This is a genomic window from Gordonia sp. AC31 (assembly GCF_031844505.1).
Lineage (GTDB): Bacteria > Actinomycetota > Actinomycetes > Mycobacteriales > Mycobacteriaceae > Gordonia > Gordonia hongkongensis.
In genome coordinates, this window is record NZ_JAUZVK010000012.1 from 120322 (window position 1) to 145279 (window position 24958).

Genomic DNA, 24958 nt, shown 5'->3' on the forward strand with positions numbered 1-24958 from the left:
GCACACTGACTGTCGTGGCCCCCGCACAGACGATCCCGACAGACCAGACCGAGCGCCGCTACGTGCTGACGCTCGGCTGCCCCGACCGCACCGGCATCGTGGCGCGGATCTCGACCTTCCTCACCGATGTCGGGGGCTGGATCACCGAGGCGGCCTATCACTCCGACGAGGAGACCGGGTGGTTCTTCACCCGCCAGGCCATCCGCGCGGATTCGGTGTCGTCGACCGCGGACGAACTGCGCGCGCGCTTCGCGTCGGAGGTGGCCGCCGAACTCGGACCCGAAACGGAGTGGCGCCTCACCGATTCGCGAGAGACGAAGTCCGTGGTCCTCCTGGTGAGCAAGGAGACCCACTGCCTCATCGACCTGCTCGGACGTGCACATCGTGGAGAACTGCCGGCGGCCATCCGGGCGGTCGTCGGCAACCACCGCGAGCTGGAAGACCTGGCCACTCGGTTCGGTATCCCGTTCCACCATGTTCCGTTCGCGAGCGAGCGCAAGGCCGAGGCCTTCGGCGAGCTGGGGCGGATCGTCGAGGGTTATGACCCCGACGCCGTGGTGCTCGCGCGCTTCATGCAGATCCTGCCGCCGCAGCTGTGCGATGCGTGGGCCGGGCGGGCCATCAACATCCACCACAGCTTCCTGCCCAGCTTCATCGGCGCCCGGCCCTATCATCAGGCCTTCGCGCGCGGTGTGAAACTGATCGGCGCCACCTGCCACTACGTCACCGCCGACCTCGACGCCGGTCCGATCATCGAACAGGACGTCATCCGCGTCGACCACAGCGACTCGGTCGCCGACATGGTCCGACAGGGTCGCGACATCGAGGCCCTGGTGCTTTCCCGCGGTCTGCGCTGGCATCTCGAGGACCGCGTACTGGTCCACGGGCGCAAGACCGTCGTCTTCACCTGAGGTCCCTACACAGCACACCGCCCCGCGACGTGGCGTCGCGGGGCGGTGTGAAGTCTGTGTCGTAGGCGACTACTCGACGGTTCCGCCATCGTCGCCACCGAGCGAACCGGTGACCAGGTTGCCGATGATCTCCTCGATAGCGCCGGAGATGCCACCCTCGATTGCGTCAGACATATCTGCTCCCTTCGTCATCGGTGAGATTGTTCGTTGATCACCGTCCGCTCTCACCCGTGCGTCGGCTCGACGCCGACGTTACATATTCATTTCGGGAATGTCTCCCCTATCAGCGAAACCAGCTTTCGCATATCGCAACAATCGGACCCACGGAAACAGCGTTTTCCCTGCTGAAAGCGCAACGTTGCCCGAATTGAAATCATCGGAAATCGAATGTGATCACCCGTGTAATGCATCGAAAATGCAACGTCCGGACGCCTGCGTCAAATACTGACTCGGCCCAGAAACAGTTCAGCAGTTGATGCCGTCGGGGCCATCAACTGCTGAACCGGTGGTGAGTCGGGTCGATTCAGGTCTCCGAATCGCTGCCATCGAGCGAACCGCCGCCGATCGAACCCGCGTCACCGAGCCCGCCGATGATCGCCTCGACCGCGCCTCCGATCGCACCCGCGAGACCGCCCTCGACTATGCCTGCCATATCCGTCTCCTCTGATGATGGTGAGATGCCTGAGTGTCGGTCGCGCGTCTCACCTGGTCACACGACTCGGGGGCGACGTTACAGACCGATCACGGAATCGTCCTGCGATATGAATAATTCTTGGTTTGGGTTCTCAAATGCCGTTCTAAACAACACATGAATCTCGTGCCATCGACCGCGGAATACACCCGACCGGAAACATTCGCGGGGATTTCATGGTGGCATGGAACAATGGTCAGCATTCACGCGACCGGGACTCGATCACGGTCGTTGACGGCCGCCGACCGCCCGCCCGCGCTCGACCTTCTCGCGGCGGGAATGCAGGAGGTCCCGGTCTATCGATGGCTCCTGGGCGAGAACTCCCCGCCCGAAGTGTTCCGGTGGTATGGCGACGTCCTCTTCACCGATCTCCTACCGGGCCTGCGGGGCCTGTTCGCCACCACCGGGGAATTGACCGGACTGATCGCGGTGGCGGGCCCCGATCATCGGACCCAACCGGTCGACGACGAACTGGCGAACCGTACACGCCATTTCGTGACCGCCCTGGATGGTTTGATTCCACGATTCCGTGAACTCCAGGAGAAATCGCGTGCGCTCGCGATCGATTCCGCGCACAGCATCGTGTTCGCGCTCGTCCACCCGGCCCATCGAAGGAACGGCACTCTCGCGGCGATGCTCGAACCCGTCCTGCAGGAGGCCCTCGGCGCGGGGTCGCCGGTCACCGCCAGCACGGCCGACGCCCACATGGTCGACGTGTACGCACGGAAGTGGGGCGGCCGGGTCTACGAAGAGTTCACGCTGACCGACGGACCGACGGTCTGGTTCCTGACCGTCGACCCGCCGCCGGCGGTCTGAGTCCCAGTCCCGGTCAGACCGAGCAACCGCCCGACTGGCTCTGCGACGACGTGCCGGTCATCTCACTGGTCAGCTGCACGTCCGAACCGCTGATGGCGAACTCGAGCCCGCTGTCGGTCACCTCGAGCGAGTCGACCTGCACCTCGTCGAAGAACGGGCCGAGCGACGACGTCGTGATCTGGTCGACGATCTGCTGCGCGAAATCCGGCGGGATGCCGAAGACCAGGGCGCTGGCCTTCACGACCTCGAAGTCGACCCGCCCGTCGTTCAGCACCGGTTTGATGGTCGCCGACACCGGCACCTGGAAGACCATGACCGGGAACGCTGCCTGCACCTCGAAGGTGCCATCGGCCGCATTGCCGGTGATCTGCTCGACCGCGCCGACGCCCCCGGTCGGAGTGCCGGTGCTCTGACCGGACGCCCCGGCCTGCTCCTTGCTGAGTTCGACGATCCGCTCGTAGGGGATGAAACCCGTGCCGTCGAGACTCTGGATGTCGGTGGAGTTCTCGGTGCCCGAGATGCCGTCGGCACGCATGTGCAGACGGACGCCCCCGGCACTGTCATCGGTGTCGACCTGTACGAACGGGATGTCGCCGCTGCCCTGCAGGAGGATCGGCTTACGGCTGAGCGACACCTCGGTCGGCACGCCGGTCAGCCCGCTGAAGGATTCCTCGAGACAGTTGGTGACCTTGTTGCGCAGGTACAGCTCGCTGCCGACCGCGGCGATGACCGCGAGGAGCAGCACACCGACGACGCTGAAGGCGACGATCTTGCGGGTGCTCCGCTTCTTGCGCGGGGAGGTGAGGACCGGCCCGCTGCCGGTGCCGTCGGGCGATCCCGGCGGAATCGGTCCCGAGGCGGTCGTCCCGGGCCCGTACGGGTCTTCGCCGGGCGCGAACTGCGAGGTGGGGGGCTTGGCGCCGCCGATGGCACCGGTGTCGGCATCGGACGGCGGGATGGCCGAGTAGGCCTGCGCTCCCGGGACGATCGGTTCGGTCGCGAACTGCTCGGTCGCGGGCGGCTCGCCCTGTTCGGTGCCGGACACCGGACGCCATTCGCCGCCCTGGCCCGTCGAGGTCGGCTCACCGGTCGCGGGATCGGGGTCGCCGGGGTTGTTCGTGTTCGGATCGTGCTTGCCGGTTGCGTCGGCGGGGTCCCCGGATGAGGAATCGGGGCGGGGCGTGTTGCTGTCGCTCATGGGTTCCGTCCTGGGTCGTCTGACTCGCGGAGCCGCGTGTGGGCCGGCGTCACGTCGTTGTCCGTCTCGCCGCCGACCGGCAGTGGGCGCTCGTTGGCGAGGACTGCCAGTTGCGTACGGGCTTTCTCGACCAGTGCTAGGTCGAGGTCGTGCACGTCCACCCGGATGCTATCCGGATACGCGGCGACCAACGTACCGAATGGGTCTGTGATTTGGCTGTGTCCGATTCCGGTCGGCGCGCTCGACGACGCGGCCGCGTCGTCGGTGGGAAACGCCTGGTCGACGGCCACGACGAAGGTCGTCGAGTCCAGCGCTCGGGCCGAGGCCAGCACCTCCCACTGACGGAGTTTGCCCGGTCCGGAACCCCACGACGTGGGTACCACGATCACCTGGGCGCCCTTCCGTGCGAGGTGGGTGAACAATGCGGGGAATCGGATGTCGTAGCAGGTGGCCACGCCGACGGTGACGTCGCCGACCGCGAAGGTCAGCGGCTCCGCTCCCGCGGCCACGTTCTTCGACTCGGTGAATCCGAAGGCGTCGTAGAGATGGATCTTGTGGTACCCGCGGCGTGTCCCGTCCGGGTGTGCGACGACGACGGTGTTGCGGACCCGGCCGTCGCCGGCAGGCGTGAACATCCCGGCCACCACCGTGACCCCTGACGCCGCGGCGACCTCGGACACCCCGCGCGCCCACGGACCGTCGAGATCCTCGGCGACCGGCTTCAGCGGCACCCCGAACCGGCACATCGTGGCCTCCGGGAAGACGACGAGCTCGGCGCCGCGCGACGCCGCGTCCGCGGTGACCGCACGCACCGTCTCGAGGTTGGCGGTGGGGTCGTCGGTCGAACTGATCTGGGCCATCGCGACACGCATGACGGCCACACTATCCAGCCGGTGCGACGGTCTCCCACGGAACCGTGAGCACGTTGTCGGACAGGCGGCGCCGCGGCATCTCGCAGTCGACCCCACGGTCGCGCAGCAGACCCAGTGCATGCACCCATCGGGCGCGCGGGCCGTACGGCGCCAACGGCGCGGCGATGTCCCAGCACTGATCGGCCAGGGTCAGCAGGGTGTGGATCCGCTCGCCCGGCACGTTGCGATGGATCAGCGCCTTGGGCAGACGCTCGGCCAGGTCCGACGGACGGTCCGAATGCTCCGGCGCCCAGCTGAGGGTCATGCTCACCGGCCCGTCGACGTCTAGCAGCACCCAGCTGCACCGTCGGCCGATCTCGTCGCACGTCCCCTCGACGATCACTCCGCCCGGCGAGAGTGCACCACGGATCCGGGCCCACGCGTCGTCGACCTCGTTCTCGTCGTACTGACGCAGCACGTTGAACGCGCGCACCACCCGGGGTCGCAGGCCGCCCAGCTCGAAGCCGCCGAGCCCGAACCGCACGCCGGCACGGGGCTCGACCACGCGGGCGGGGTCGATCTCGAGACCGACCATCTCCAGATCCGGGGCGACCGCGCGGAGCCGTTCGGCCATCTCGACGGTCGTGTCCGGACGCGCACCGTAGCCGAGGTCGACGACCAGCGGCCGGGGCACGTCCAGGGCGGCACGCACCCGCGGGGAGTGGACCATCCACCTGTCCACCCGCCGGAGCCGGTTGATGTTCGTCGTGCCCCGGGTGACCCGGCCCTGCGGTCTGTGCTCGATGCGCTCGGACCTGACGGACGGGCGGCCGGCTCGGATCACAAGTTCTTGTCGACCCAGTCCTTGGCGTACTCGGCCTCGGCGCGGAACAGGTCGACGAGGTTGATCAGGATCATCTGCTCGAGCTTGCCGTTGACGAACGGGACGAAGACCTTCGCCTCACTGGTCCGGCGGATCGTGCAGCCACCGTTCTCGGTGGGGAAGAGTTCCTGCCAACCGTTGAGGCTGCCCGGTCCCGCCGGGATCGAGGCGTTGTAGGTGCCCTTGGTGTTGTCCGGGTCGAACGGGCCCAGGGTCTCCTCGCGGGTGATGACCATGTCCTTCTTCATCACCGTCTGCGCGAGCGCGGGCAGCTGGTCGCGCCCGATCGTCTGCTTGAGGACCACCCGGATACCCGTCTCGTCGGAGACGAAGGAGTCGACCTCGCAGTGCGGGGAGATCATCTGGAAGCCCGCCATCATGTCGTCCCAGTACTGCTTGATGCTCTGGGCCTGGTAGAGCTTCTCCGCGGACTGCGTGTACCGAGCGGAGTAGCTGAGCCGTCGTGCCATGCAGACCAGGCTACGTCAGCGGATTCTCGGTCTCCCACTCGACGGTGTGTCCGCGCTCGGCGTCGAGCAGCGCCGACAGCTCGCTGACCACCGCCTTCTCGATCTTCCCGCCGAACAGCGGGAGATTCACCGACACCTCGGCGCGGTTGTCGGTGGTCGCCGGGTCACCCGACGTCACGGTGGTGCCGGTGATGTCGACCGGCACCGGCGCCCCGTCGACCGTGGCATGTGTCTCCCCCTCGATCCGGTCGCCGACCAGGCGGTATGTGTTCTTGCGCGGGATTCGGAGGTCGCCCGGCATGACCTTGGTGACCGCGGACGGCAGCTTGTCGGCGGGAATGCCCTGCTGGATCTCGACGGTGACCGTGTCGCCGGTGATCGTCACCTTCTCGACATGCCCGTGCCCGGAGTTCATGCGCTCGACGAGGTCGTGCCAGTACTTCTCGGTGGTGTAGATCGCCCACAGACGCGCGGTGGAGAAGGGATAGGACACCGTGTGCTGCAGCTTGCTCGCCATGATGAGAACGCTACCGCCCGCCGGTTAACGTTGAGGACGTGACCAACACGCAGGCGCCGCTGAGCGCGCCCCTCGCCGAGCTGACCACCCTGCGTCTGGGTGGGCCCGCGCGCGAGATCATCCGCTGCGAAGACACCCGCACCATCGTGGAGACCATCCTCGACCTCGATGCACGGTCCGAGCCGGTCCTCGTCGTCGGCGGCGGTTCCAACCTCGTCATCGGCGACGCCGGGTTCGACGGGACGGCGGTCGTACTCGCCAGCGGCCGCGTCGAGTTCGGTTCGGGCCGTGAGTCGGGACGGCCGCACGTGGTCGCCGACGCCGGCGTGGGCTGGGACCAGCTGGTCGCCGCGACGGTCGACGCCGGTTACGGCGGGCTCGAGTGCCTCTCCGGGATCCCCGGCGCGGCCGGGGCGACCCCGGTGCAGAACGTCGGGGCATACGGCGTCGAGGTGGCCGACATCCTCCGATCGGTTCAGGTCCTCGATCGACGCTCCGGCAACCTGCGGTGGGTCTCCCCCACCGAGCTCGGTCTGGGCTACCGGACCAGCAATCTCAAGCACCGACACGACTTCGTGGTCGTCGCGGTCTCGTTCTGGCTCAACGACGATCGCGTGAGCCAGCCGATCCGCTACCGCGAACTCGCGACCCGCGTGGGGGTCGAGCCGGACGATCGGGTCGACGCCGCCACGGTGCGTGCAGCCGTGCTCGACCTGCGCGCGGGCAAGGGCATGGTGCTCGACGCGACGGACTTCGACACCTGGAGCGCCGGTTCGTTCTTCACCAACCCGATCGTGCCGGGCGATGACGCCCCGGCGGTGCTCGACCGGATCGCGGCCCGCGTCGGCGACGATGTCGCGATCCCCACCTATCGCGCAGGCACCGATGACACCGACGCGGCGATCAAACTGTCGGCCGGGTGGCTGATCGAACGGGCAGGCTTCCACCGTGGGCACCCGGGCCCGGACGCGGCGGTCCGACTCTCGACGAAACACACTCTGGCGTTGACCAATCGGGGCGCCGCGACCACTGCCCAGCTCCTCGATCTGGCCCGCGAGGTCCGCGACGGCGTCGTCGAGGCGTTCGGGGTGACATTGCGGCCCGAGCCGGTTCTGGTCAACTGCAGTCTGTGACGGGAAAGACCGGTCAGACCGACTGGGTGTCCTTCAGATCCGCTGTCTCCCGGGAACTCTCGGCGACGACGTCGTCGAGCAGGGCGTTGAAGCGTTCGGCGGCCTCGATGCTCGACATGTGTCCGACGCCGTCGTAGACGACCAGCTCTCGCAGCGAACCGTTGCGGCGCAACACCTCGGCGATCTGCTCGGCGTGTACCTGCGGGGTGAGCCGGTCCTCGGTGCCGACGACCACGGTGGTCGGCACCGTCAACGCCTCGAGTCCGGCGGTCACATCGAGCTTCCCCATCGCCGAACCCCACCCGGCCCGAGCGCGCGGCGGGCACGAGCCGATCATCTCGTCGACGAACTCGACGTGCGCCCGGCGGGCGTGCGGCCCGAGGGCGATGTAGTGCGAGAAGCGGACGCCGTAGGACGTCTTCGGGATCGGAACCGGGACCGAGGTGATCATCTTCGCGGCGGCCGGCGCGAACGGTTTGGCGTACACCGGCAGATCGACCGGGATCAGCAGGTGGTTGTCCATGACCGCCTTGGCGGCGGTCGAGACCAGCACCACCGACGACACCAGCGACCCGACCTTCTCGGGGTATTGGGCCGCCCACGACATGATGGTCATGCCGCCCATGCTGTGCCCCACCAGGATTGCGCGGCGACCGGCCGGCACTGCCGCCTCGAGCACCGCGTCGAGGTCCTCACCGAGCATGGCGACGGTCGGTCGGCGGTGGCCGCGCTCACTGCCACCGTGGCCGCGCTGGTCGTACGTGACGACCCGGCGTGAGCCGCCCTCGGAGGCGGCCAGGTGGTTGATCTGCGGGTACCAGTAGGCGGTGTTGCAGGTCCAGCCGTGGACCATCACGATGACGTCGCCGGTGTCGTCGGCGCCGGGGCCGTCGGGGTCACCGTAGACCTCGACATTGAGACGGGCCCCGTCCGCGGTCGGGACCTCGAGACGTTGCGGGGCGTTGTCCGGGCGGGTGAGGAGATCGTCCGGGCCGTCGTCGACGGCGAATTCGGCCTGCAGTGCCTCGCGCGCGAGTCGCGCGAAGACGGTTCCGATTCCCAGCGCGACCACGCCCGCACCGATCGCGGTCGCGACGCTGCCCGCGCTGGCCACTGACTTCGTGTTCATCCGGCACTCCTCACCTGTGGAGGGCCTCACCGACCCTCTGCGAGGCGCCGAATTCGGCTCAGCGCCCCGTCTCGGGCTTCAATGTACCAACGTCCGTTGTCTCATAGTCCGCCTGTGCCGGCTCCGACTCCTCGTCGGCAGGAAGGACCGGCGGGGGCACCTCGGCGTCGAAGTAGGTCGCCGCCTCCCCGATCGCCTTGGAGATCTGCTCGTCGAGCGCCTTGCGGAACGTCGTCTCGACGATCTCGTGGGCGATGGGCCGAACCGTCTGGATGAGGTCGGCCATCTCGCTGACACCGGCCTCGCCCAGGTCGGGGAGGTTCTCGTCGAAGTACTTGTCGGTGATGATCGAGACGAAGCTGGTGGCGACATCTTCGAGGTCTTCCTGGACGCGGACCCACCGGTCGAGCAGGACATCGATGTCGACCCCGCTCTTGACCAGGATCTCGGCCCCCTCGAGCAATTCCGGGTTGCGAATCGCGTAGTGCGCGCCGTCCTTCGCCAGTAGTCCGAGCTTCTGGCTGAGCGCGATCGACCGGTCGCTGGCGTTCAGCGTCTTGCGCAACTCGGTGATGGTGATCGTCGCCGCGCGCTTGAAGTTGCGGAACCGGCCGCCCTTCGGTGTGCCGCGCAGGATCTGCTCCACCCGCATGCCGTGATGCGCCGCGTGCAGCAGCTCACTGATGGTGGCGAAGGTGTAACCGCGCTCGAGCATGCGCGAGATCAGGTTCAGCCGGACGAGGTGCTGGTCGGAATACCAACCGGCGCGTCCGCGAATGGTGGGCGGCGGCAACAATCCGCGGTCCTGATAGACCCGGATGTTGCGAACGCTGACCCTGGACGCCTCCGCCAGGTCGTTGATCCGATACTCCGCCACGATGCGTCAGGCCCTTTTGCTGAACCAGGACTTGCCCTGGATGTCGTCGACCCGTTTGCGTACGTCGACGAGGTAGACGAGCATCGCGACCACTCCGATGATGCCCAAGAAGTTCACCGCACCGAAGAACCAGATGAACAGGGTCGCGGCGGCGAGGATCGAGACCCAGATGACCTTGCTCTGCCGATCCACCGCCGGGAAGGCGTCGGGCCGCTGGATGGCGGCGTGGATGAGCGCGACGGTCGAGGCGATGCCCGCGACCACCGTGAGGGTCAGCATGATCAGACTCTGGCCGTAGGCCATTACGCTGAAGAAGTCCACGTCGAACACTGTAGTCGGGCGAGTGCCGTTTGCTGCGACACCCTACGACGCGGTGCGGTCACCCGGCCCGTCGACGATCATTCGGCGCCGGGAGACGCCTTTTTCGCCGGGGCCTTTTTGGCAGCAGCCTTCTTGGCCGGGGTCTGCTTCGCGGCGGCCTTTTTCGCCGGGGTCTTCGTGGCCGCGGTCTGTGTGGTCGCAGCCTTCTTCGCCGGAGTCTTCTTTGCCGGGGCCTTCTTGGCCGGGGCCTTCTTGGCGGCGGTCTTCGCGGCAGCCCGCTCGGCCGGGCCCTTGACGGCGGCGGCCTTCTTGGCGGGCGCCTTGGCCGGCGCCGCCTTCTTCGTCGCCGCCTTCTTCGCCGGAGCGCTCTTGGCCGGCGTCTTCTTGGCCGGCGCACTGTTGGCCGGGACCTTGGTCGCCGGAGTCTTTGTCGCCGGGGCCTTCTTCGCCACTTCTTTCGCCGGCGATGCCTTCTTCGCCGCTTCCTTGGCCGGCGCCGTCGTGACCGCGGCTTTCTCGGCGGGTGCCGCCTTCTTCGCCGGTGCCGCCTTCGCCGGCGGAACGATGTCGCCTTCCGACTTCACCGGCGGCTCGATGCGTGGCTTCTCGTCGCGGGGCGCATCGTCGGTCCGGTTCGCCAGCTTCAGCGCACGTTCGCCGACCGCCCGGGTCTGCTCGGAGATCGTCCCCAGCGCGTCTTCGGTGAGACCGACGGCGTCGTTGTACACCTTCTCGAGCTTCGGCAGGTTCTCGCCGACGAGCGGTTGTGACTTGAGCTTCTCCACCGCCTCGTCGCGTCGTTCCGCCAGCGCGGTCAGCAGTCCCGCGGCCACCGCGAGGTACGCCTCGGCCACCTTGCGCAGCTCCTCCGGGGAGAACCGCGCCTTCAGATCCTCGATCTCGGCGGGCAATTCGACCGGCAGCGCCGACAGTTTGGTCCTCGCGTCCTCGAAGATGGCCAGTGCCGTGGCGAGCGCCTCGTCGATCCGGGCCTGGGCGTCGTCCCGCGAACCGGTGATCCGCGCCTCGAGCTTGGACTGTGTCGAACCGACCGTCTCGGCGAGTTTGGACTGGGTGTTCTCGACGGTCTCGGCGATCTTGGATTGCGCGTCGGCGACCTTCGCCTGGGTCGACCCGACGGTCTCGACGAGCTTCGATTGGGCTTGCTCGCTCGCGGCCTCGCCGCGCTCACGCACGTCTGCGAGCAAGGCAGCCACCTGCCCCACGGCTGTGGTCAACGGGTTCTCGCTCATCAACTACTCCTTGCCGGTCGACTCGATCGTGTTCTCTTTCCGGAACGACTCGTAGATCTCCAGCAACATCTGCTTCTGACGTTCGTTGATGGAGTCATCTGCGATGAGAGCATCACGGACCGGGCTCGCGGGCCGTTCTTCGAGTATCCCCGCCCGCACGTACAGGACCTCGGCCGACACGCGGAGACCCTTGGCGATCTGGGCGAGCACTTCCGCCGACGGTTTCCGCAGGCCGCGTTCGATCTGGCTCAGGTAGGGGTTGCTCACGCCCGCCCGCTCGGCGAGCTGGCGCAGCGAGACCTTGCCCGCGACCCGCTGGGACCGGATGAACGCACCGATGTCCTGGGCCGCGTTGGCGACGGCCTCGACCGCCTCCACCGCGATGGGGGTCGTCGAATCAGGGTCGTCGCCGGCCACCTCGACGCCGGAAACGCGGTCAGCAGTGGAGCTTTCACCCGGTGCGGCGGAGTCGGCGGCCGAGGCGCGGTCCGCGTCGGGGGACGCTTCATCCTTCTCGGACTGCATCAACGCTCCGTTCTCATGGTGGGGCCCGACGTTCGGCGATGTGTCCGACTTTCGGCCCGTTCTCCCAGTATCAACACCAGTGCTAGCCCGTGCAAGCACACAGCAAACTCCCGGTTCGACGCCGCGGACGATGCGTCAGGAGAAGATCAGCACCGAGGTGGAGTAGATGACGAGCCCGGCGAGTGCGCCGACGACGGTGCCGTTGATCCGGATGAACTGCAGGTCGCGGCCGACCTGTAGTTCGATCTTGCGACTCGTGTCATCGGCATCCCAACCACGCACGGTCTCGGTGATGACCGAGATGATCTCCTGTGAGTAGTTCGCGGCGACGTGGTGTGCGACCCGCGCCACCCAACCGTTCATCTTCTCCTGCAGCGGCCGGTCGTCGCGGACACGTTCCGCGAGTTGGATGATGGAGTCCGACAACGTGTTCCGCAGCGTGCTGTTCGGGTCCGACAGCATCTCCTCGATGACGGCCTTGCCGGTCTGCCACGCCGTCGACGCGGCACCGGTCACCTCGTCGCGCCCGACCAGTTCGAGCTTGAGAGCCTCGAACTTGGCGATCATCTCGGGGTCGTGCTGCAGATCATCGGCGAACTTCTCCACGAATTCGTGCATGGCACGCCGCAATTCGTGATCGGGATCCACCCGCACCTTGTAGGTGAAGTCGACGAGCTCGCGATAGATCCGGTCCCCCACCAGACTGTTGACGAACTTCGGCGTCCACTGGGGTCCGTCCCGGTCCACGACCCGATCGATCAGATCCTGGCTGCCGACCGCCCATTCATGAGCCCGGTCACACAGCAGCTGGAACACCGGCTCCAGACGATCCTCGGCGATCAGCTGTTCGAGGATGCGGCCGGTGGGCGGCGCCCACTGGGGTTCGGCCGCCCACTTCAACGCGGCCTGGATGAGTTGTTCGACATCCTCGTCGCGCAGCATCTCCGCGGCGAGCTTGATCGCTCGGGCGGCTTCGCCACTCACCCGCGGCGCGTTGCGCGGGTCGGCCACCCACGTCGACAACCGTCGGGGCAGATCCAGCTGCTCGGCTCGGTACACCACCACATCGGGCGTCATGAAGTTCTCTTCGATGAAGCCGCCGAGTTGTTCGCCGATGTCGTCCTTCTTCTTGCGGATCAGGGCCGTGTGCGGGATCGGGATGCCCAGCGGGTGGCGGAACAGGGCGGTCACCGCGAACCAGTCGGCCAGCGCGCCGACCATCCCGGCTTCGGAGGCCGCGCGGACGTAGCCGACCCAGGCCGCGACGTCGGCGCCGTCGCGATGCTCGAGGTAGCGGGTGAACAGATACACGATCGCGGCGAAGACCAAGAAGCCGGTGGCCACCGCTTTCATCTTGCGAAGGTCCCTGCGTCTGCCCTCGTCGCCGGCGCTGTTCCCGCCGAATCCGGGCGCGGACGCCGTGGCCGGCGGACCGTCGTGCTGAACGGCGACTCCTGGGATGACTGTCGATGCCATGGAACCAGTGTCACCCATCGAGCGACTACGCTGGCTGCGTGATGGCCAACCGCCCGAATCCCGCCGCGGCCGCGCGCGCCGCAGTGGCGGCCGCGGCCAACGTGACGCGCGGGCTGGAACAGGTCCTGACGACGGTCACCGAGTCGGTCGCCGAGACCGGCGCCAAACCCGACGGTCGCAAACAGCGGTGGGAGAAGCACAAGCTCGCCCGACGCACCGAACTCACCGACGGTGTCATCGCCGCGGTCCGTGAACTGGGCGCCGACGTCGGCATGGACGAGATCGCCACCCACATCGGCGTCTCCAAGACCGTCCTGTACCGCTACTTCGCCGACAAGAGCGACCTCGGCGTCGCGACGACGGTGCGGTTCTTCGAGACGACGATCTACCCGCGGCTGACCGAGGCGATCGCCGACGATCTCGACGAGTACACGCTCACCCACACCATCATCGGGGTGTACGTGCACGCCGTCGACGACGAACCGCAGCTGTACCGGTTCGCCCTGGCCAGTTCGCCCACCTCGTCACCGGCGCCCGCCGATTCGGTGCGACTTGTCACCCAGTTGGTGATGGGGAACATCCAGCTGCGGATGGCCGAACGCGGCGCGGACACCACCGGCGCCGAGCTCTGGTCGCACGCGCTCGTGGGCGGTATCCAGCACGTCGTGGACTGGTGGATGACCAAACGCACCCTCAGCGCCGACGAAGTCGTGGATTATCTGACCATGATGGTCTGGAGCGCGGTCGTGGGTGTCTGGCAGGTCAACGGGTCCCGGGAGAAGTTCCTGGCGGCGCCGCCTGCGCTCTTCGATCCCCCACCCGCCGACCCCCTGCCCGCCGATCCCGCCTCCGGGACCCCCGGCGCCTGATGACGCGCGTCGCTCTCGTCACCGGCGGCAGTCGCGGCGTCGGGTACGGCATCGCTCGTGCGCTCATCGACGACGGGTGGACGACGTATGTCACGTCGCGACAGGGAACCGGCCCCGACGGCGCCCGCGCGTTGCCCTGCGATCACACCGACGACGCCGCGGTGGCCGCGGTGTTCGACGAGATCGCCACCGGCGCAGGCGGTCTGGATCTTCTCGTCAACAACGCGTGGGCCGCGCCGAAGGGTTTCGGCGGGTTCTCCGACCCGTTCTGGAAGCGACCGGTCGACGACTGGGACACCCTGATCGGCGTCGGACTGCGAGCGCATTACGTGGCCTCGGTGCACGCGGCCCGGCTCATGACCGACGCCGGCCGCGGTCTCATCGTCAACATCTCGTCGTTCGGCTCGCGCGGTCATCTGCACTCGGTCCTGTACGGGATGAGCAAGACCGCCCTGGACAAGATGGCCGCGGACATGGCGGTGGAGCTGCGGGGCACCGGCGTCAGCTCGATCTCGTTGTGGCTCGGCCTGATCCGCACCGAGCTGTTGCTGTCGCTGGGCGTCGACGAATTCGCCGGTTTCTCGCTCGCCCGCGCGGAGGACCCCGAGTTCGTCGGCCGGGTCATCTCCCGGCTGGCGGGCGATCCCGGGCTGTCCGACCTCAGCGGCCGCACGCTCGTCACCGCCGAACTCGGTTCCGCCTATGGGATCGTGAACAACGATGGCACGCCGCCGGATTCACACCGCACGGCGTTCGGTGGCGGGCCGCTGTTCCCACCCCCGGCCGATCCGGCGCCCGCATCCGACCCCGAGAGGACCCCATGACCGCTGGTTGGACCACTCCCGCCGCCGATGCCCTGCGCGTCGGGGCCATCGGGCCGATCGCGTCGTTCGACCCGGAGACGACGCCGGGCTTCGAAGGCGACAAGGCCTCCGGCACGGAGTTGCTCGCGCAGCGCGGCGAGGTTCTCGCCGATCTCCAGGAGTTGTTGTACGCCAACGGCCGGGCCGGTGACCACCGCTCGGTTCTGCTCGTGCTGCAGGGCATGGACACCGCCGGCAAGGGCGGCATCGTGCGCCACGTGGGCGGGATGATGGACCCACAGGGTCTGTCGATCAAAGGGTTCGGCAAACCCACCAAAGAGGAGTTGCAGCACGACTTCCTGTGGCGTATCCACCGCGCCCTTCCGCCCGCGGGCCGGATCGGGATCTTCGACCGGTCGCACTACGAGGACGTCCTCCCCGTCCGGGTGCACGACCTCGTCCCGCAGTCGGTGTGGGAGAAACGCTACGACCTGATCAACCAGTTCGAGTCCGAACTCGTCGCCGGCGGGACCACCGTAGTCAAGTGTTGCCTCGTGGTGTCGAAGGACGAGCAGAAGAGCCGCCTCGCCGCGCGCCTCGAAAGACCCGACAAGTACTGGAAGTACAACCCGGGCGATGTCGACGAACGCGGTCACTGGGACGCCTACCTCGAGGCATACCAGGCGATCTTCGACCTGACCGACCGCGACTCCGCGCCGTGGTTCGTCATCCCGTCGAACCGCAAGTGGTTCGCGCGCCTCGCGGTGTGCGAACTGCTCATCGACGCGCTCACTCGCCTCGACCTCGACTGGCCCGCCGCCGATTTCGACGTCGAGGCCGAGAAGAGACGACTCGCCGCCGCGGACTGAATTCCGCTCCCCAATCCGAAAGAGCCGCACACCAAATGGTCCCTGAGGTGCGAGGAGCGCAAGCGACGAGCCACGAAGGGCTTGGTGACGTGCCTCGCCAGGCCCTTCGTGGCTCGCTTCGCTCGCACCTCAGGGAGCAGGAACCGGGCGCCGACTGAGCACCCCGTGCGCCGCCAGCCCGACGACAAGCGCCCAGAACGCGCCACCGATCCCCCCGAAGGTAACGCCCGCGGCCGCGGTCACGAACGCCAGTGCCGCAGGAATGCGGAACTCCGGCTTCTCGAACGCCCCCATGATCGCGGCCACGAACGTGGCCAGGAGCGCAAGTCCCGCAACGGCTTCGAGCAGTCCGTCCGGCGCGATCGCCGTGACGACGACCAGCGCACCCGACAGCACCGCTAGTACGAGGCTCGTCGACCCCGTCGCCACACCGGCGATCCATCGCCGTGATCGGTCGGCGCCCGCCTCCGGACCCGCGGCCAGTGCCGCGGACAGCGCCGCGAGGTTGATGGCGTGTCCGCCGAACGGCGCTCCGAGTACGGTTCCCGCGCCGGTCACGAACATCGCCGGACGCCAGGGCGTCTCGTAGCCGAAGGACTTGAGCACGGCCACCCCGGGAACGTTCTGCGAGGCCATGGTGACGATGTAGAGCGGGACCGCCAGTCCGACGATCGCCGTCGCGTCGAAAGCCGGTGTCGTCCAGACCAACTGCGGCCACCACGTCTCACCCGCCCAACCGTCGTATCCGTCGACGGCGAGGTTGACCCCGATCACGACCAGCGCGGTGACCAGGGCCAGTGGCAGCGCCCACCGGGGCAGCCACCGCATCGCGAGGAGCCACACGACGAGGATCGGAAGTGTCGACCACGGTTGTGCGGCCAGCGACGTCATCGGCGCGAGGCAGAGGGTGAGCAGCACGCCGGCCAGCATGGCCTGGGCGATCGGCGTCGGAATCCGGCCGATGAGTTCGCCGAGTGCGGGGACCAGTCCGGTCGCGAGGATCAGCAACCCCACCACCAGGAACGCCCCGACCGCCGCCGTCCACCCGGCGTCGTAGGACGCACCCGCCGACACGAGGAGTGCCGCGCCCGGGGTCGACCACGCCAGCGTCACCGGTCGGCGGGTGCGCAGCGACAGCACAATCGATCCGAGTCCGAACAGAATCGTCAGCACGAGCAGACCCGACGCCGCTTGTGCCGGACTGGCGCCCACGGCCCGCAAGCCGGTGACCACCACGACGAACGACGAGGTGAAACCAACAAGCGAGGTGACGACTCCGGCGATGATCGGCTCACTGCGAGCCGGCGGCGCGGGACTGGTCATGTCGCGAGCATAGCGGTATCGTTCCGTAAACAGAACAGTGGTTGTCGGCAGCGACGGGAACGAGACGAGGACGATGACACCCGGCGAGGATCGACGACGCGCGGTCGGGGCCCGGATCTCCGCCATCCGAAAGCAGCGGGGCCTGAGCTTGTCAGGCCTCGCCCGGGAAGCGCGGATCGGCAAGGGTTCGCTGTCCGAACTAGAAAGTGGACAACGAAATCCGACCCTCGACACGCTGTACGCCATTGCCGGTCCGCTCGGCGTGCCGCTGTCCGCCCTCCTGGGCGAGGAATCCGGAGTCGAAGGCGCCGGCCCCCACCTCGCCGCCCGGGTGCTCCACGTCGAGCATCACGACGACGGCTCGGTCACCGAGGTTTTCTGGTTGCGCGTCAGCCCGGGCGGGACCAGGGAGTCGCCCGCGCACGGGCCCGGCGTCATCGAGCACGTATATGTCGTCAGCGGCCATCTCCGGGCCGGTCGCGCCGGCGAGGAACGCGCGGCGGGACCGGGCGAATCCCTGCACTGGCTGTCCGACGTTCCGCACACCTACCGCAGCGACGACGGCGCGCTCGCGGTCCTCACCATCCGGACGCCCTGACCGGCGCCGTCGCGGAGTCTCGCTCCCGCGGTGCTGTTTCCGTCCCGCTGATCGGATCTCATCAGCGGGACGGAAGCGGGACCGCGGGAAGGTTGGGGAAAACCCGATGGAGCCGAGACGCCCTCCGCTGCGTCGAATAGAGATGACCAGCTACCCACTGGACCGCTACGGTCTGATCCGTCGCGGCGCCGCACTCGATGCGGCCTTCTCCGACAACCTGCTTGCTGCAGCGGTATCCGCCGGGGACCTGATCCGGCTCATCCCCGGCGTCTACGTGCCGGCATCCGACGACTTCGCCGGGCACGAAGGCGACCAGGAGTTGCACCGCCTCAAGTCTGTCGCGATCGCCACGTCACAGCCGGCGAGCGCACCACAGTTGCCACTGAGTCACGTCTCGGCCGCCGCGGTGCTCGGCATTCCGCTGCTGAAGCCCGCCACCGAACGCGTTCACGTCACCAACGGCAAGAAGGCCGGCGGATTCATCGCGACGCATCGTCACGTTCACGCCGCCGCCCTGACGGCAGACGAGCTCGCCGTCGTCGACGGAATACCCGTCACCAGAATCGAGCGAACCGCTGTCGATGTAGCGGCCGGGGGCGACTTCGCACAGGCCCTCACCGCCTTCGACCAGGCACTTCGAGCAGGCGCCGATCGTGAGCTCATGGGCCGGATGCTCGCCTCTCGTCGTCGGCGCGGAGGTCGAGTGGCTCGGCGTGCGCTGGCACTGGCCGATGGGGCGGCCGAAAGCGTCGGCGAATCGTGGAGTCGGGCGCAGATGATCGAGGCCGGCCTGCCTGCTCCACGACTGCAACGCGAGTACTGTGCGCGGAGCGGCGTCTACCGTGTCGACTTCGACTGGGGGGCGAAGCTCGTCGGGGAGTTCGACGGCATGGTCAAATACGGCCGCCTTCGGCCATCAGGGATGACGGTGGCCGACGTCGTGCTGCAGGAGAAGCTGCGCGAGGACGAGATCCGCGCGCTGGGCCCCGTCGTCGTGCGCTGGACCTGGTCGATGCTCGAGGACGGGTCCTTCATCGGCCTGCTCCGGCCATGGCTGGAGAAGTTCGAGTCGATGAGCTGAGTCCCGCGGCCCCGCTTCCCTCCCGCTGATCAGATCTCATCAGCGGGACGGAAACACCACCGCGAGACAGGGACCTCGTCCCGAGACAAAGGCGCCCCCCCACACACGACAACGCCCCCGCCGGAAGCGGGGGCGTTGCCGGATGCGACTGTGTGCGACTTACTTCGCGGTGGTCGGCTTCTTGACCGGGGCCTTCTTGGCCGGCGCCTTCTTGGCGGCGGTCTTCTTTACGGCCGGCACCGGGGTGTCCTTGGCCTCGGCGACCTTCTTGGCCGGCGAAGCCTTGGCGGCACGGCCCTTGGCCTCGACAGTGCCTGCGGCGCCGTCGATCTCCTTGGCCGCGTCGTCGGCCTGCTCCTTGACGCTGCTGCCGGCCTCTTCGATCGCGACGGCGACGTCCTCGACCTGCTCGCTCGCACGGCCGGCGAGCTTCGCCGCACGATCACCGACGAGGCGGGTCTGGGTCGACACGACGCCGAGGGCGTCCTCGGTCAGGTCGACGGCGTCGTTGTAGACCTTCTCGGCGCGCGACAGGTTCTCCTGGACGAGCGGCTTGGTGCGCAGGCGCTCGAGGGTGGCCTCGCCGCGCTCGGCGAGCGAGGTGTAGAAGCCGTAGGCCTTCTCGACGTAGGGGTCGGCGAGGCGCTTGAGCTCCTCGGCGGTCAGCTTGCCGCGCAGCTCGTCGAGGTCGCTCGGGACCTCCTCGGACAGCGAGCCGATGCGGGTCTTGGCCTCGTCGAAACGCGTCTGGGCGGTCTCGGGCAGATCCGTGATCAGGGTCTTGGTCTCGGCGTAGCGGGCCTCGAGACGCGACTGGGCGGTCTCGGCAGCAGCCTCGGTGCGCTCACGCAGTTCGGTCAGCTTCTCGGTCACCTGGGCGAAGGCGTAGTTGCCGGCGCCGACGGCGGCATAGAGGGGGGCGTAGTTACGTTCGGTGGTGGTCACAGTGGACTCCTTCGGTCGGGTCACCAATCGCGCTGCAGCACATGCGGTCTCGTTGATCTCGGCGACTTCGCCGGGCGCATGTCGGAACAATCCGTCGCCTGCCGCCTCGAAACGGTCGGTGTTGCAAGCCAATTCGATTCGGCTCACACCGCGCGAGATAAGGGAACCGCGGCGCCATCGGTATTGGTGTTTCCGATAACCAGTATCCACGCTGTGCTAACAAATGCAAGCATCTTGCTAACACTCGTGACACACGTCACCCCAGAGGGCCCGCCGGACCGGCGTCGATCAGGCGTACCGGTAGAAGCCGTGGTCGGCCTTCTTGCCCAGTCGCCCCGCCTCGACCATGCGCAAGAGCAGCGGAGGCGGTGCGTAGAGCGGCTCCTTGAACTCCTCGTACATCCGGTCGGCGATGGCCTTGATCGTGTCGAGTCCGACCAGATCGGCCAGCTTGAGGGGACCCATCGGGTGCGCACACCCGAGGACCATGGCCTTGTCGATGTCGTCGACGGTCGCGACACCGCTCTCCACCATCCTGATGGATGAGAGCAGATACGGGATCAGCAAAGCGTTCACGACGAATCCGGATCGATCGGCCGACCGGACCACCTGCTTGCCCAACACGTCGTGGGCGAAGGTCTCGGCGCGCTCGACGATCTCCGGAGCGGTCGTCAGGGTGGTGACGAGTTCGACCAGCGGGAGAACCGGTACGGGGTTGAAGAAGTGCATGCCGATGACGCGGGCGGTGTTCTGGGTTGCCATGCCCAGCTTCATGATCGGGATGGACGATGTGTTCGACGCCAGGACTGCCCCGGGGTCGGTCACGACCTTGTCCAGTTGGGCGAAGATCTCGGTCTTGACCGCCTCGTCTTCGACGACGGCCTCGCACACGAGGTGGCGATCGGCGAAGTCGCCCAGGTCAGTGGTGAAGCGGAGTCGCATCGACGCCTGGTCGCGTTCGCGTTCGGTCAGTTTGCCGCTCGACACACCGCGATCGAGTGATCGGAGAATCCGGGCGCGACCGGCGACGACGAGTTCTCGGCTGTGCTCGTAGACGAGCACGTCGGCGTGGGCCCGCGCGCACACCTCGGCGATCCCCGCGCCCATCTGTCCTGCCCCCACCACGCCGACGCGGGAGATCTTCTGGTTTGTCATGTCGGCTCCTTGGGTGGAATCGTCCTCGGCAAGAACCGATTTCGCAAGAACATGGGTGACCCTCCGGGCACGCGCCGAGCCCGGGATACGCCAACAGGCGGCCCGCAGCGAAAGCCGCGGACCGCCTGCCTGGTTCGCCTAGATCACGACGGTGGCGAGTTCCTAGTGGAACTGGCCTTCCTCGGTCGAGCCCTTGAGAGCAGCGGTCGAGGTGTTGGGGTCGACGGTGGTGGCGATGTTGTCGAAGTAGCCGGCGCCGACCTCACGCTGGTGCTTGACGGCGGTGAAGCCGCGCTCTTCGGCAGCCTTGAACTCGCGGTTCTGCAGGTCGACGAACGCCGACATCTGCTCGCGGGCGTAGCCGTAGGCCAGGTCGAACATGCCGTAGTTCAGCGAGTGGAAGCCGGCCAGCGTGATGAACTGGAAGGTGAAGCCCATGGCGCCCAGCTCGTTCTGGAACTTCGCGATGGTGCTGTCGTCGAGGTGCTTGCTCCAGTTGAACGACGGGCTGCAGTTGTAGGACAGCAGCTGGTCGGGGTACTCGGCCTTGACGGCCTCGGCGAACTTGCGGGCCAGCTCGAGATCCGGGGTACCGGTCTCCATCCAGATCATGTCGGCGTACGGCGCGTAGGACTTCGCGCGCTCGATGCACGGCTCGATGCCGTTCTTCACGTGGTAGTAGCCCTCGGCGGTGCGCTCACCGGTGACGAACTGCTTGTCGCGATCGTCGACGTCGGAGGTGATCAGCGTGGCGGCCTCGGCATCGGTGCGGGCGATCACGACGGTGGGGACACCGGCGACGTCGGCGGCGAGACGAGCCGAGTTCAGGGTGCGGATGTGCTGCTGGGTCGGGATGAGCACCTTGCCACCGAGGTGGCCGCACTTCTTCTCCGACGCGAGCTGATCCTCCCAGTGGGTACCGGCGGCACCCGCGGCGATCATGGCCTTCTGCAGTTCGTAGACGTTGAGGGCGCCGCCGAAGCCGGCCTCACCGTCGGCCACGATCGGCACGACCCAGTTGTCGACCGAGTTGTCACCCTCGACGCGGGCGATCTCGTCGGCACGCAGCAGCGCGTTGTTGATGCGACGCACGACGCTCGGGACCGAGTTGGCGGGGTAGAGCGACTGGTCGGGGTAGGTGTGGCCGGACAGGTTCGCGTCACCGGCGACCTGCCAACCCGAGAGGTACACGGCCTTCAGGCCGGCGCGGACCTGCTGCACGGCCTGGTTACCGGTGAGAGCGCCCAGGGCGTTGATGTAGCTGCCGTCGCCCTTGGTCACGCCGTCCCACAGGATCTCGGCGCCGCGGCGGGCGAGGGTGTGCTCCTCGACGACCGAGCCCTGGAGCTCGGCGACCTGCTCGGCGGTGTAATCGCGCTTGATGCCCTTCCAGCGCGGGTTGGTGTCCCAGTCCTGCTGGATCTCCGCGGCGGTACGGGGCTTTCCGACGTTGCTCATTGGCTGCTTCGCTTTCGTTGTCCTGCTCGTCCCGACCGGGGACCGGATCGGGGCGACGGCCCGGCGCGCCGCCGGAACCTCTCTGCTGACAGACAGCCGATGTCCTCGTCTGGGGTGTGTGATCGCGATCGGCGTCAGTCTCGGCCGAGGTTTGCGAACCCGTCGACGTGGTATCGGTGGTGCCTGCAGCAAGGGTGCCACAACACAAACCCGCAGGTCCAACCCTCGAAGCGTGTAAATATGGGTTATTTTTCGCCTCCTGTTTGCAAAGTTTGCAAATATAGCTCTGTGAACGCAGGGTCTACTTCCGCCAAAAAGTACGTCCGTACTGGGATTTTCTACTCACGAGTAGTCGAGCCGATCCGTGGTCTCGGAGGCCCTCGGACCCCGACCTCGACGGCCGGATACCCGAAAGTGATGTCCATCACACCAGTGCGGCACCGCCCGCGGACAGCGGACGGCGGCCGTCAGGGTGTGGTGACGCGCTCGACGGCGGTCTCGAAGAGATCCGCGAACACCGACGGTTCGATCGGCTCCACCGGGATGGCCGGCGGATCGCTCGCACGGGTGGTCGCACCCGACACCGTCAGCTGCATCGTCACCGGCCCGGATGCCGGCCGGTCGAGCACGGCGTACCCGGCGAACCCGATCTGCCGCCGGACACCGCCGTCGGGCAGGGTCGTCGTGACGTCGGATCGCGTGAGCAGCATCTGCTCCCCGGGCAGCAACCCGCCGTCGATCTCCGGCTGGGGCAGTTCGGTGTACACCGTGAGCACCCGACTGCCCGCCAGGTTGCCGGTGGTGATCTCCGTCGTGGTCCGAGAGCAGCGACCGGTCGTGGTGAGCCGGTCGGCGTCGATGTCGCGCGATGCGGTGGTGACCAGTTCGACGAGGGTGCCCGTCGCGCCGTCACGGGCGGCCAGCACCGCCGAGTTGTCGGCGGTCAGCTGGTCGTTGAGCGCGGCGTCGGAGGTGGGCCGGCAGTACTCGGGCGTGACGCGCACCGATCGGGAGGCGTCGATGGCGGCCCGGTTCCCGGCGACGAGATCCACCACCGACAGCGGGGCGGATGTGTACCCCGGCGGCAGCTGGGCTTCGGACAGCACGAGATCGGCGGGACCGCGGGGAGCCGTCGTTTCCCCCGGGTCGCCCGCGCACCCCGCGAGGCCGAGCGCCACTGCCACGACCGACGCGGCCAGCGCTGCCGGCGGGCGGCGTCGGCCGAGGAGGGGTAGCACGCGGTCACCGTACCCTGGGAACGACGCGCGACGCGGCAGCACCTGTCCGGGAGGTGGACGATGAGCAGGACCTACGTGGGCTCGCGGTTGCGCCAATTGCGTTCCGAGCGCGGCCTGTCGCAGGTTGCCCTCGCGCAGACCCTGTCGATCTCGGCGTCATATCTGAATCAGATCGAGCACGATGCCCGTCCGCTGACCGCGTCGGTGCTGTCCAAGATCACCGAGGCCTTCGGTGTCGATGCCGGGTTCTTCGACAGCCAGGACGATGTCCGGCTGGTCGCCGAGCTGCGTGAGGCGCTGCTCGACGACGACCTGGAGGCCTCCCCCGGCGCACTCGACGCGCAGGGGCTCAGCGCGATGGTCGCGTCGCATCCCGAGATGGCCCAGGCGATGGTGAACCTGCACCGCCGCTACCGGGTCGCCACCGATCAGCTCGCGGCGGCGACCGACGAGCGGGGCGACCGCAGCATGCGCGGCACCATCAGCGCGCCGCACGAGGAGGTGCGGGACTATTTCTACCAGCGCCGCAACTACATTCACGAGCTCGATGTCGTCGCCGAGGAGATGACGACCCGGATGCGGATGCACTCCGCCGACATCCGGCGCGAGATCATGAACCGCATCGAGAGCGTCCACGGCATCAGCATCGTGCGCCGCGTCGACCTCGGGGACTACACCCTGCACCGGTTCGACCGCGAGGCCCGGCGTCTGGAGTTCTCCGCGTCGCTCTCGGCAGGTCAGCGGACGTTCAAACTCGCCAGCGAGCTCTGCTATCTCGAGTACCAGGACCTCCTGGACAAACTGGTCGACGAGGCGAACTTCAGCGGTGAGGACGCCCGGGCGCTGGGACTCCTCGGTCTGGCGAACTACTTCGCCGCCGCAGTCGTCCTTCCCTACAGCCAATTCCACGGCGCCGCAGAGGATTTCCGGTACGACATCGAACGCCTCTCGGCCTTCTACGCCGTCTCCTACGAGACGATCTGCCACCGCCTCTCGACGCTGCAGCGGCCCAACCTGCGGGGCATCCCCTGGTCGTTCGTGCGCGTGGACCGAGCCGGGAACATGTCGAAACGTCAGTCCGCCACCGGTTTCCACTTCTCGTCCAGTGGCGGCACCTGTCCGCTGTGGAACGTCTACGAGACATTCGCCTACCCCGGCAAGATCATCACCCAGATCGCCGAGATGCCCGACGGCCGGAACTACTTCTGGGTTGCGCGCACCGTCGAACGCCGCGCCACCCGCTACGGACAGCCCGGCAAGACCTTCGCGATCGGCATGGGATGCGAACTGCGCCACGCCGCGCGGGTGATCTACTCCGACGGTCTGGAGATCGGACCGCAGGCGCATGTCACACCGATCGGCGCCGGTTGCCGGGTGTGCGAGCGGACCAACTGCGCCCAGCGCGCGTTCCCCGCGGTCGGAGCATCACTCCGCATCGACGAACACACCAGCAGCGTCTCGCCGTACATGAGCCTCACCGAAACGCGCCCCGCCGCGCCCTGATCCACCCCCCTCTGCTCCCTGAGGTGCGAGGAGCGATAGCCGCCGGGCCGAGCAAGCGACGAAGG

The 24958-nt window shown here is 67.6% G+C and carries 26 protein-coding genes; 9 read left to right on the forward strand and 17 right to left on the reverse strand.

Going from position 1 to position 24958, the window contains the following annotated elements:
* Positions 1–14 precede the first annotated feature (14 nt).
* On the forward strand, positions 15–911 hold the full coding sequence (gene purU, locus Q9R39_RS15680) for a formyltetrahydrofolate deformylase (protein ID WP_205333407.1): 897 nt from the start codon (positions 15–17) through the stop codon (positions 909–911).
* Positions 912–1434: 523 nt separating this feature from the next.
* Here purU and Q9R39_RS15685 read toward each other — a convergent pair.
* Positions 1435–1563, reverse strand: a complete 129-nt coding sequence (locus tag Q9R39_RS15685; RefSeq protein ID WP_275892296.1) for a hypothetical protein — start codon at positions 1561–1563, stop codon at positions 1435–1437.
* A gap of 231 nt (positions 1564–1794) precedes the next feature.
* Between Q9R39_RS15685 and Q9R39_RS15690 the strand changes: the two genes are divergently transcribed.
* A complete protein-coding gene (locus Q9R39_RS15690; RefSeq protein WP_068970372.1) occupies positions 1795–2418 on the forward strand; it encodes a hypothetical protein in 624 nt (207 codons plus the stop codon).
* Between the two features lie 13 nt (positions 2419–2431).
* Here the strand turns inward: Q9R39_RS15690 and Q9R39_RS15695 are convergent, their stop codons facing one another.
* The 5 genes from Q9R39_RS15695 to Q9R39_RS15715 form a co-directional block, all read right to left on the reverse strand.
* A complete protein-coding gene (locus tag Q9R39_RS15695) occupies positions 2432–3616 on the reverse strand; it encodes a DUF2993 domain-containing protein (RefSeq protein ID WP_058251264.1) in 1185 nt (394 codons plus the stop codon).
* On the reverse strand, positions 3613–4488 hold the full coding sequence (locus tag Q9R39_RS15700) for a carbon-nitrogen hydrolase family protein (RefSeq protein ID WP_058251416.1): 876 nt from the start codon (positions 4486–4488) through the stop codon (positions 3613–3615). Before Q9R39_RS15700 ends, Q9R39_RS15695 begins: the two co-directional genes overlap by 4 nt.
* A 10-nt stretch (positions 4489–4498) precedes the next feature.
* Positions 4499–5197, reverse strand: coding sequence for a class I SAM-dependent methyltransferase (locus Q9R39_RS15705; protein WP_249145276.1), 699 nt, complete (start codon positions 5195–5197; stop codon positions 4499–4501).
* Positions 5198–5307: 110 nt separating this feature from the next.
* A complete protein-coding gene (locus Q9R39_RS15710; RefSeq protein WP_058251265.1) occupies positions 5308–5820 on the reverse strand; it encodes a DUF2505 domain-containing protein in 513 nt (170 codons plus the stop codon).
* Between the two features lie 10 nt (positions 5821–5830).
* The gene (locus tag Q9R39_RS15715; RefSeq protein WP_078111694.1) at positions 5831–6337 is read right to left on the reverse strand and encodes a DUF2505 domain-containing protein; all 507 of its coding nucleotides are present in this window, start codon (positions 6335–6337) and stop codon (positions 5831–5833) included.
* A gap of 38 nt (positions 6338–6375) precedes the next feature.
* On the opposite strand from Q9R39_RS15715, the gene Q9R39_RS15720 reads away from it, so the two are divergent.
* Entirely contained in the window at positions 6376–7470 is a 1095-nt protein-coding gene (locus Q9R39_RS15720; protein WP_311277748.1) for a UDP-N-acetylmuramate dehydrogenase, read from the forward strand.
* Positions 7471–7483: 13 nt separating this feature from the next.
* Here Q9R39_RS15720 and Q9R39_RS15725 read toward each other — a convergent pair whose 3' ends face one another.
* From Q9R39_RS15725 to Q9R39_RS15750, 6 genes are all read right to left on the reverse strand, one after another.
* A complete protein-coding gene (locus tag Q9R39_RS15725) occupies positions 7484–8599 on the reverse strand; it encodes an alpha/beta hydrolase (protein ID WP_311277749.1) in 1116 nt (371 codons plus the stop codon).
* A 58-nt stretch (positions 8600–8657) separates the two neighbouring features.
* Positions 8658–9476, reverse strand: a complete 819-nt coding sequence (locus tag Q9R39_RS15730) for a MerR family transcriptional regulator (protein ID WP_311277750.1) — start codon at positions 9474–9476, stop codon at positions 8658–8660.
* Positions 9477–9482: 6 nt separating this feature from the next.
* Complete coding sequence (locus Q9R39_RS15735; protein WP_058251270.1) at positions 9483–9806, reverse strand: DUF2516 family protein; 324 nt, start codon at positions 9804–9806, stop codon at positions 9483–9485.
* 68 nt (positions 9807–9874) lie between these two features.
* Complete coding sequence (locus Q9R39_RS15740) at positions 9875–11050, reverse strand: heparin-binding hemagglutinin (protein ID WP_311277751.1); 1176 nt, start codon at positions 11048–11050, stop codon at positions 9875–9877.
* A gap of 3 nt (positions 11051–11053) precedes the next feature.
* The gene (locus Q9R39_RS15745; RefSeq protein WP_078111698.1) at positions 11054–11575 is read right to left on the reverse strand and encodes a helix-turn-helix domain-containing protein; all 522 of its coding nucleotides are present in this window, start codon (positions 11573–11575) and stop codon (positions 11054–11056) included.
* A 135-nt stretch (positions 11576–11710) separates the two neighbouring features.
* The gene (locus Q9R39_RS15750; protein ID WP_078111699.1) at positions 11711–13051 is read right to left on the reverse strand and encodes a DUF445 domain-containing protein; all 1341 of its coding nucleotides are present in this window, start codon (positions 13049–13051) and stop codon (positions 11711–11713) included.
* 41 nt (positions 13052–13092) lie between these two features.
* Here Q9R39_RS15750 and Q9R39_RS15755 point away from each other — a divergent pair, with 41 nt between their 5' ends.
* From Q9R39_RS15755 to Q9R39_RS15765, 3 genes are read left to right on the forward strand one after another with little or no spacing between them, the layout of a single operon-like run.
* Positions 13093–13920 carry a TetR/AcrR family transcriptional regulator gene (locus tag Q9R39_RS15755; RefSeq protein ID WP_176455861.1) on the forward strand — a complete coding sequence of 276 codons (828 nt, stop codon included), beginning with the start codon at positions 13093–13095 and terminating at the stop codon, positions 13918–13920.
* Positions 13920–14744: an SDR family NAD(P)-dependent oxidoreductase gene (locus Q9R39_RS15760; protein WP_058251275.1), complete on the forward strand. Its 825-nt coding sequence runs from the start codon at positions 13920–13922 to the stop codon at positions 14742–14744. The genes Q9R39_RS15755 and Q9R39_RS15760 overlap by 1 nt, the downstream gene beginning before the upstream one ends.
* Positions 14741–15592 carry a PPK2 family polyphosphate kinase gene (locus Q9R39_RS15765; protein WP_311277752.1) on the forward strand — a complete coding sequence of 284 codons (852 nt, stop codon included), beginning with the start codon at positions 14741–14743 and terminating at the stop codon, positions 15590–15592. Before Q9R39_RS15760 ends, Q9R39_RS15765 begins: the two co-directional genes overlap by 4 nt.
* 129 nt (positions 15593–15721) lie before the next feature.
* Here Q9R39_RS15765 and Q9R39_RS15770 read toward each other — a convergent pair whose 3' ends face one another.
* On the reverse strand, positions 15722–16915 hold the full coding sequence (locus Q9R39_RS15770) for a benzoate/H(+) symporter BenE family transporter (RefSeq protein WP_311277753.1): 1194 nt from the start codon (positions 16913–16915) through the stop codon (positions 15722–15724).
* Positions 16916–16988: 73 nt separating this feature from the next.
* Between Q9R39_RS15770 and Q9R39_RS15775 the strand changes: the two genes are divergently transcribed.
* Positions 16989–17513 carry an XRE family transcriptional regulator gene (locus Q9R39_RS15775; protein WP_311277754.1) on the forward strand — a complete coding sequence of 175 codons (525 nt, stop codon included), beginning with the start codon at positions 16989–16991 and terminating at the stop codon, positions 17511–17513.
* 142 nt (positions 17514–17655) lie between these two features.
* Positions 17656–18594, forward strand: a complete 939-nt coding sequence (locus tag Q9R39_RS15780; RefSeq protein WP_165630622.1) for a hypothetical protein — start codon at positions 17656–17658, stop codon at positions 18592–18594.
* Positions 18595–18753: 159 nt separating this feature from the next.
* Here the strand turns inward: Q9R39_RS15780 and Q9R39_RS15785 are convergent, their stop codons facing one another.
* The 4 genes from Q9R39_RS15785 to Q9R39_RS15800 all read right to left on the reverse strand — a co-directional run bounded on the left by Q9R39_RS15785 (position 18754) and on the right by Q9R39_RS15800 (position 23390).
* Positions 18754–19539 (reverse strand): heparin-binding hemagglutinin, encoded by a 786-nt coding sequence (locus Q9R39_RS15785; protein ID WP_311277755.1) that lies wholly within the window; start codon positions 19537–19539, stop codon positions 18754–18756.
* 288 nt (positions 19540–19827) lie between these two features.
* Positions 19828–20694 (reverse strand): 3-hydroxybutyryl-CoA dehydrogenase, encoded by an 867-nt coding sequence (locus Q9R39_RS15790; RefSeq protein ID WP_058251279.1) that lies wholly within the window; start codon positions 20692–20694, stop codon positions 19828–19830.
* 162 nt (positions 20695–20856) lie between these two features.
* Entirely contained in the window at positions 20857–22152 is a 1296-nt protein-coding gene (aceA, locus tag Q9R39_RS15795) for an isocitrate lyase (protein ID WP_068971642.1), read from the reverse strand.
* A gap of 467 nt (positions 22153–22619) precedes the next feature.
* Positions 22620–23390, reverse strand: a complete 771-nt coding sequence (locus tag Q9R39_RS15800) for a hypothetical protein (RefSeq protein ID WP_065630172.1) — start codon at positions 23388–23390, stop codon at positions 22620–22622.
* A gap of 60 nt (positions 23391–23450) precedes the next feature.
* Between Q9R39_RS15800 and ramB the strand changes: the two genes are divergently transcribed.
* The gene (gene ramB / locus Q9R39_RS15805; RefSeq protein ID WP_058251281.1) at positions 23451–24893 is read left to right on the forward strand and encodes an acetate metabolism transcriptional regulator RamB; all 1443 of its coding nucleotides are present in this window, start codon (positions 23451–23453) and stop codon (positions 24891–24893) included.
* Positions 24894–24958 lie beyond the last annotated feature (65 nt).

What these genes read in the sequence shown, in the direction of transcription:
- Q9R39_RS15765 (WP_311277752.1), top strand. Translation starts at nt 14,741, where the DNA reads ATGACCGCTGGTTGGACCACTCCCGCCGCCGATGCCCTGCGCGTCGGG.
- Q9R39_RS15700 (WP_058251416.1), bottom strand. Translation starts at nt 4,488, where the DNA reads ATGCGTGTCGCGATGGCCCAGATCAGTTCGACCGACGACCCCACCGCC.
- Q9R39_RS15790 (WP_058251279.1), bottom strand. Translation starts at nt 20,694, where the DNA reads ATGACAAACCAGAAGATCTCCCGCGTCGGCGTGGTGGGGGCAGGACAG.
- Q9R39_RS15725 (WP_311277749.1), bottom strand. Translation starts at nt 8,599, where the DNA reads ATGAACACGAAGTCAGTGGCCAGCGCGGGCAGCGTCGCGACCGCGATC.
- Q9R39_RS15705 (WP_249145276.1), bottom strand. Translation starts at nt 5,197, where the DNA reads ATGGTCCACTCCCCGCGGGTGCGTGCCGCCCTGGACGTGCCCCGGCCG.
- aceA (WP_068971642.1), bottom strand. Translation starts at nt 22,152, where the DNA reads ATGAGCAACGTCGGAAAGCCCCGTACCGCCGCGGAGATCCAGCAGGAC.
- Q9R39_RS15740 (WP_311277751.1), bottom strand. Translation starts at nt 11,050, where the DNA reads ATGAGCGAGAACCCGTTGACCACAGCCGTGGGGCAGGTGGCTGCCTTG.
- Q9R39_RS15780 (WP_165630622.1), top strand. Translation starts at nt 17,656, where the DNA reads ATGACCAGCTACCCACTGGACCGCTACGGTCTGATCCGTCGCGGCGCC.
- Q9R39_RS15755 (WP_176455861.1), top strand. Translation starts at nt 13,093, where the DNA reads ATGGCCAACCGCCCGAATCCCGCCGCGGCCGCGCGCGCCGCAGTGGCG.
- Q9R39_RS15695 (WP_058251264.1), bottom strand. Translation starts at nt 3,616, where the DNA reads ATGAGCGACAGCAACACGCCCCGCCCCGATTCCTCATCCGGGGACCCC.
- Q9R39_RS15690 (WP_068970372.1), top strand. Translation starts at nt 1,795, where the DNA reads ATGGTCAGCATTCACGCGACCGGGACTCGATCACGGTCGTTGACGGCC.
- Q9R39_RS15760 (WP_058251275.1), top strand. Translation starts at nt 13,920, where the DNA reads ATGACGCGCGTCGCTCTCGTCACCGGCGGCAGTCGCGGCGTCGGGTAC.
- Q9R39_RS15775 (WP_311277754.1), top strand. Translation starts at nt 16,989, where the DNA reads ATGACACCCGGCGAGGATCGACGACGCGCGGTCGGGGCCCGGATCTCC.
- Q9R39_RS15685 (WP_275892296.1), bottom strand. Translation starts at nt 1,563, where the DNA reads ATGGCAGGCATAGTCGAGGGCGGTCTCGCGGGTGCGATCGGAGGCGCG.
- Q9R39_RS15710 (WP_058251265.1), bottom strand. Translation starts at nt 5,820, where the DNA reads ATGGCACGACGGCTCAGCTACTCCGCTCGGTACACGCAGTCCGCGGAG.
- Q9R39_RS15750 (WP_078111699.1), bottom strand. Translation starts at nt 13,051, where the DNA reads ATGGCATCGACAGTCATCCCAGGAGTCGCCGTTCAGCACGACGGTCCG.
- Q9R39_RS15770 (WP_311277753.1), bottom strand. Translation starts at nt 16,915, where the DNA reads ATGACCAGTCCCGCGCCGCCGGCTCGCAGTGAGCCGATCATCGCCGGA.
- Q9R39_RS15715 (WP_078111694.1), bottom strand. Translation starts at nt 6,337, where the DNA reads ATGGCGAGCAAGCTGCAGCACACGGTGTCCTATCCCTTCTCCACCGCG.
- Q9R39_RS15745 (WP_078111698.1), bottom strand. Translation starts at nt 11,575, where the DNA reads ATGCAGTCCGAGAAGGATGAAGCGTCCCCCGACGCGGACCGCGCCTCG.
- ramB (WP_058251281.1), top strand. Translation starts at nt 23,451, where the DNA reads ATGAGCAGGACCTACGTGGGCTCGCGGTTGCGCCAATTGCGTTCCGAG.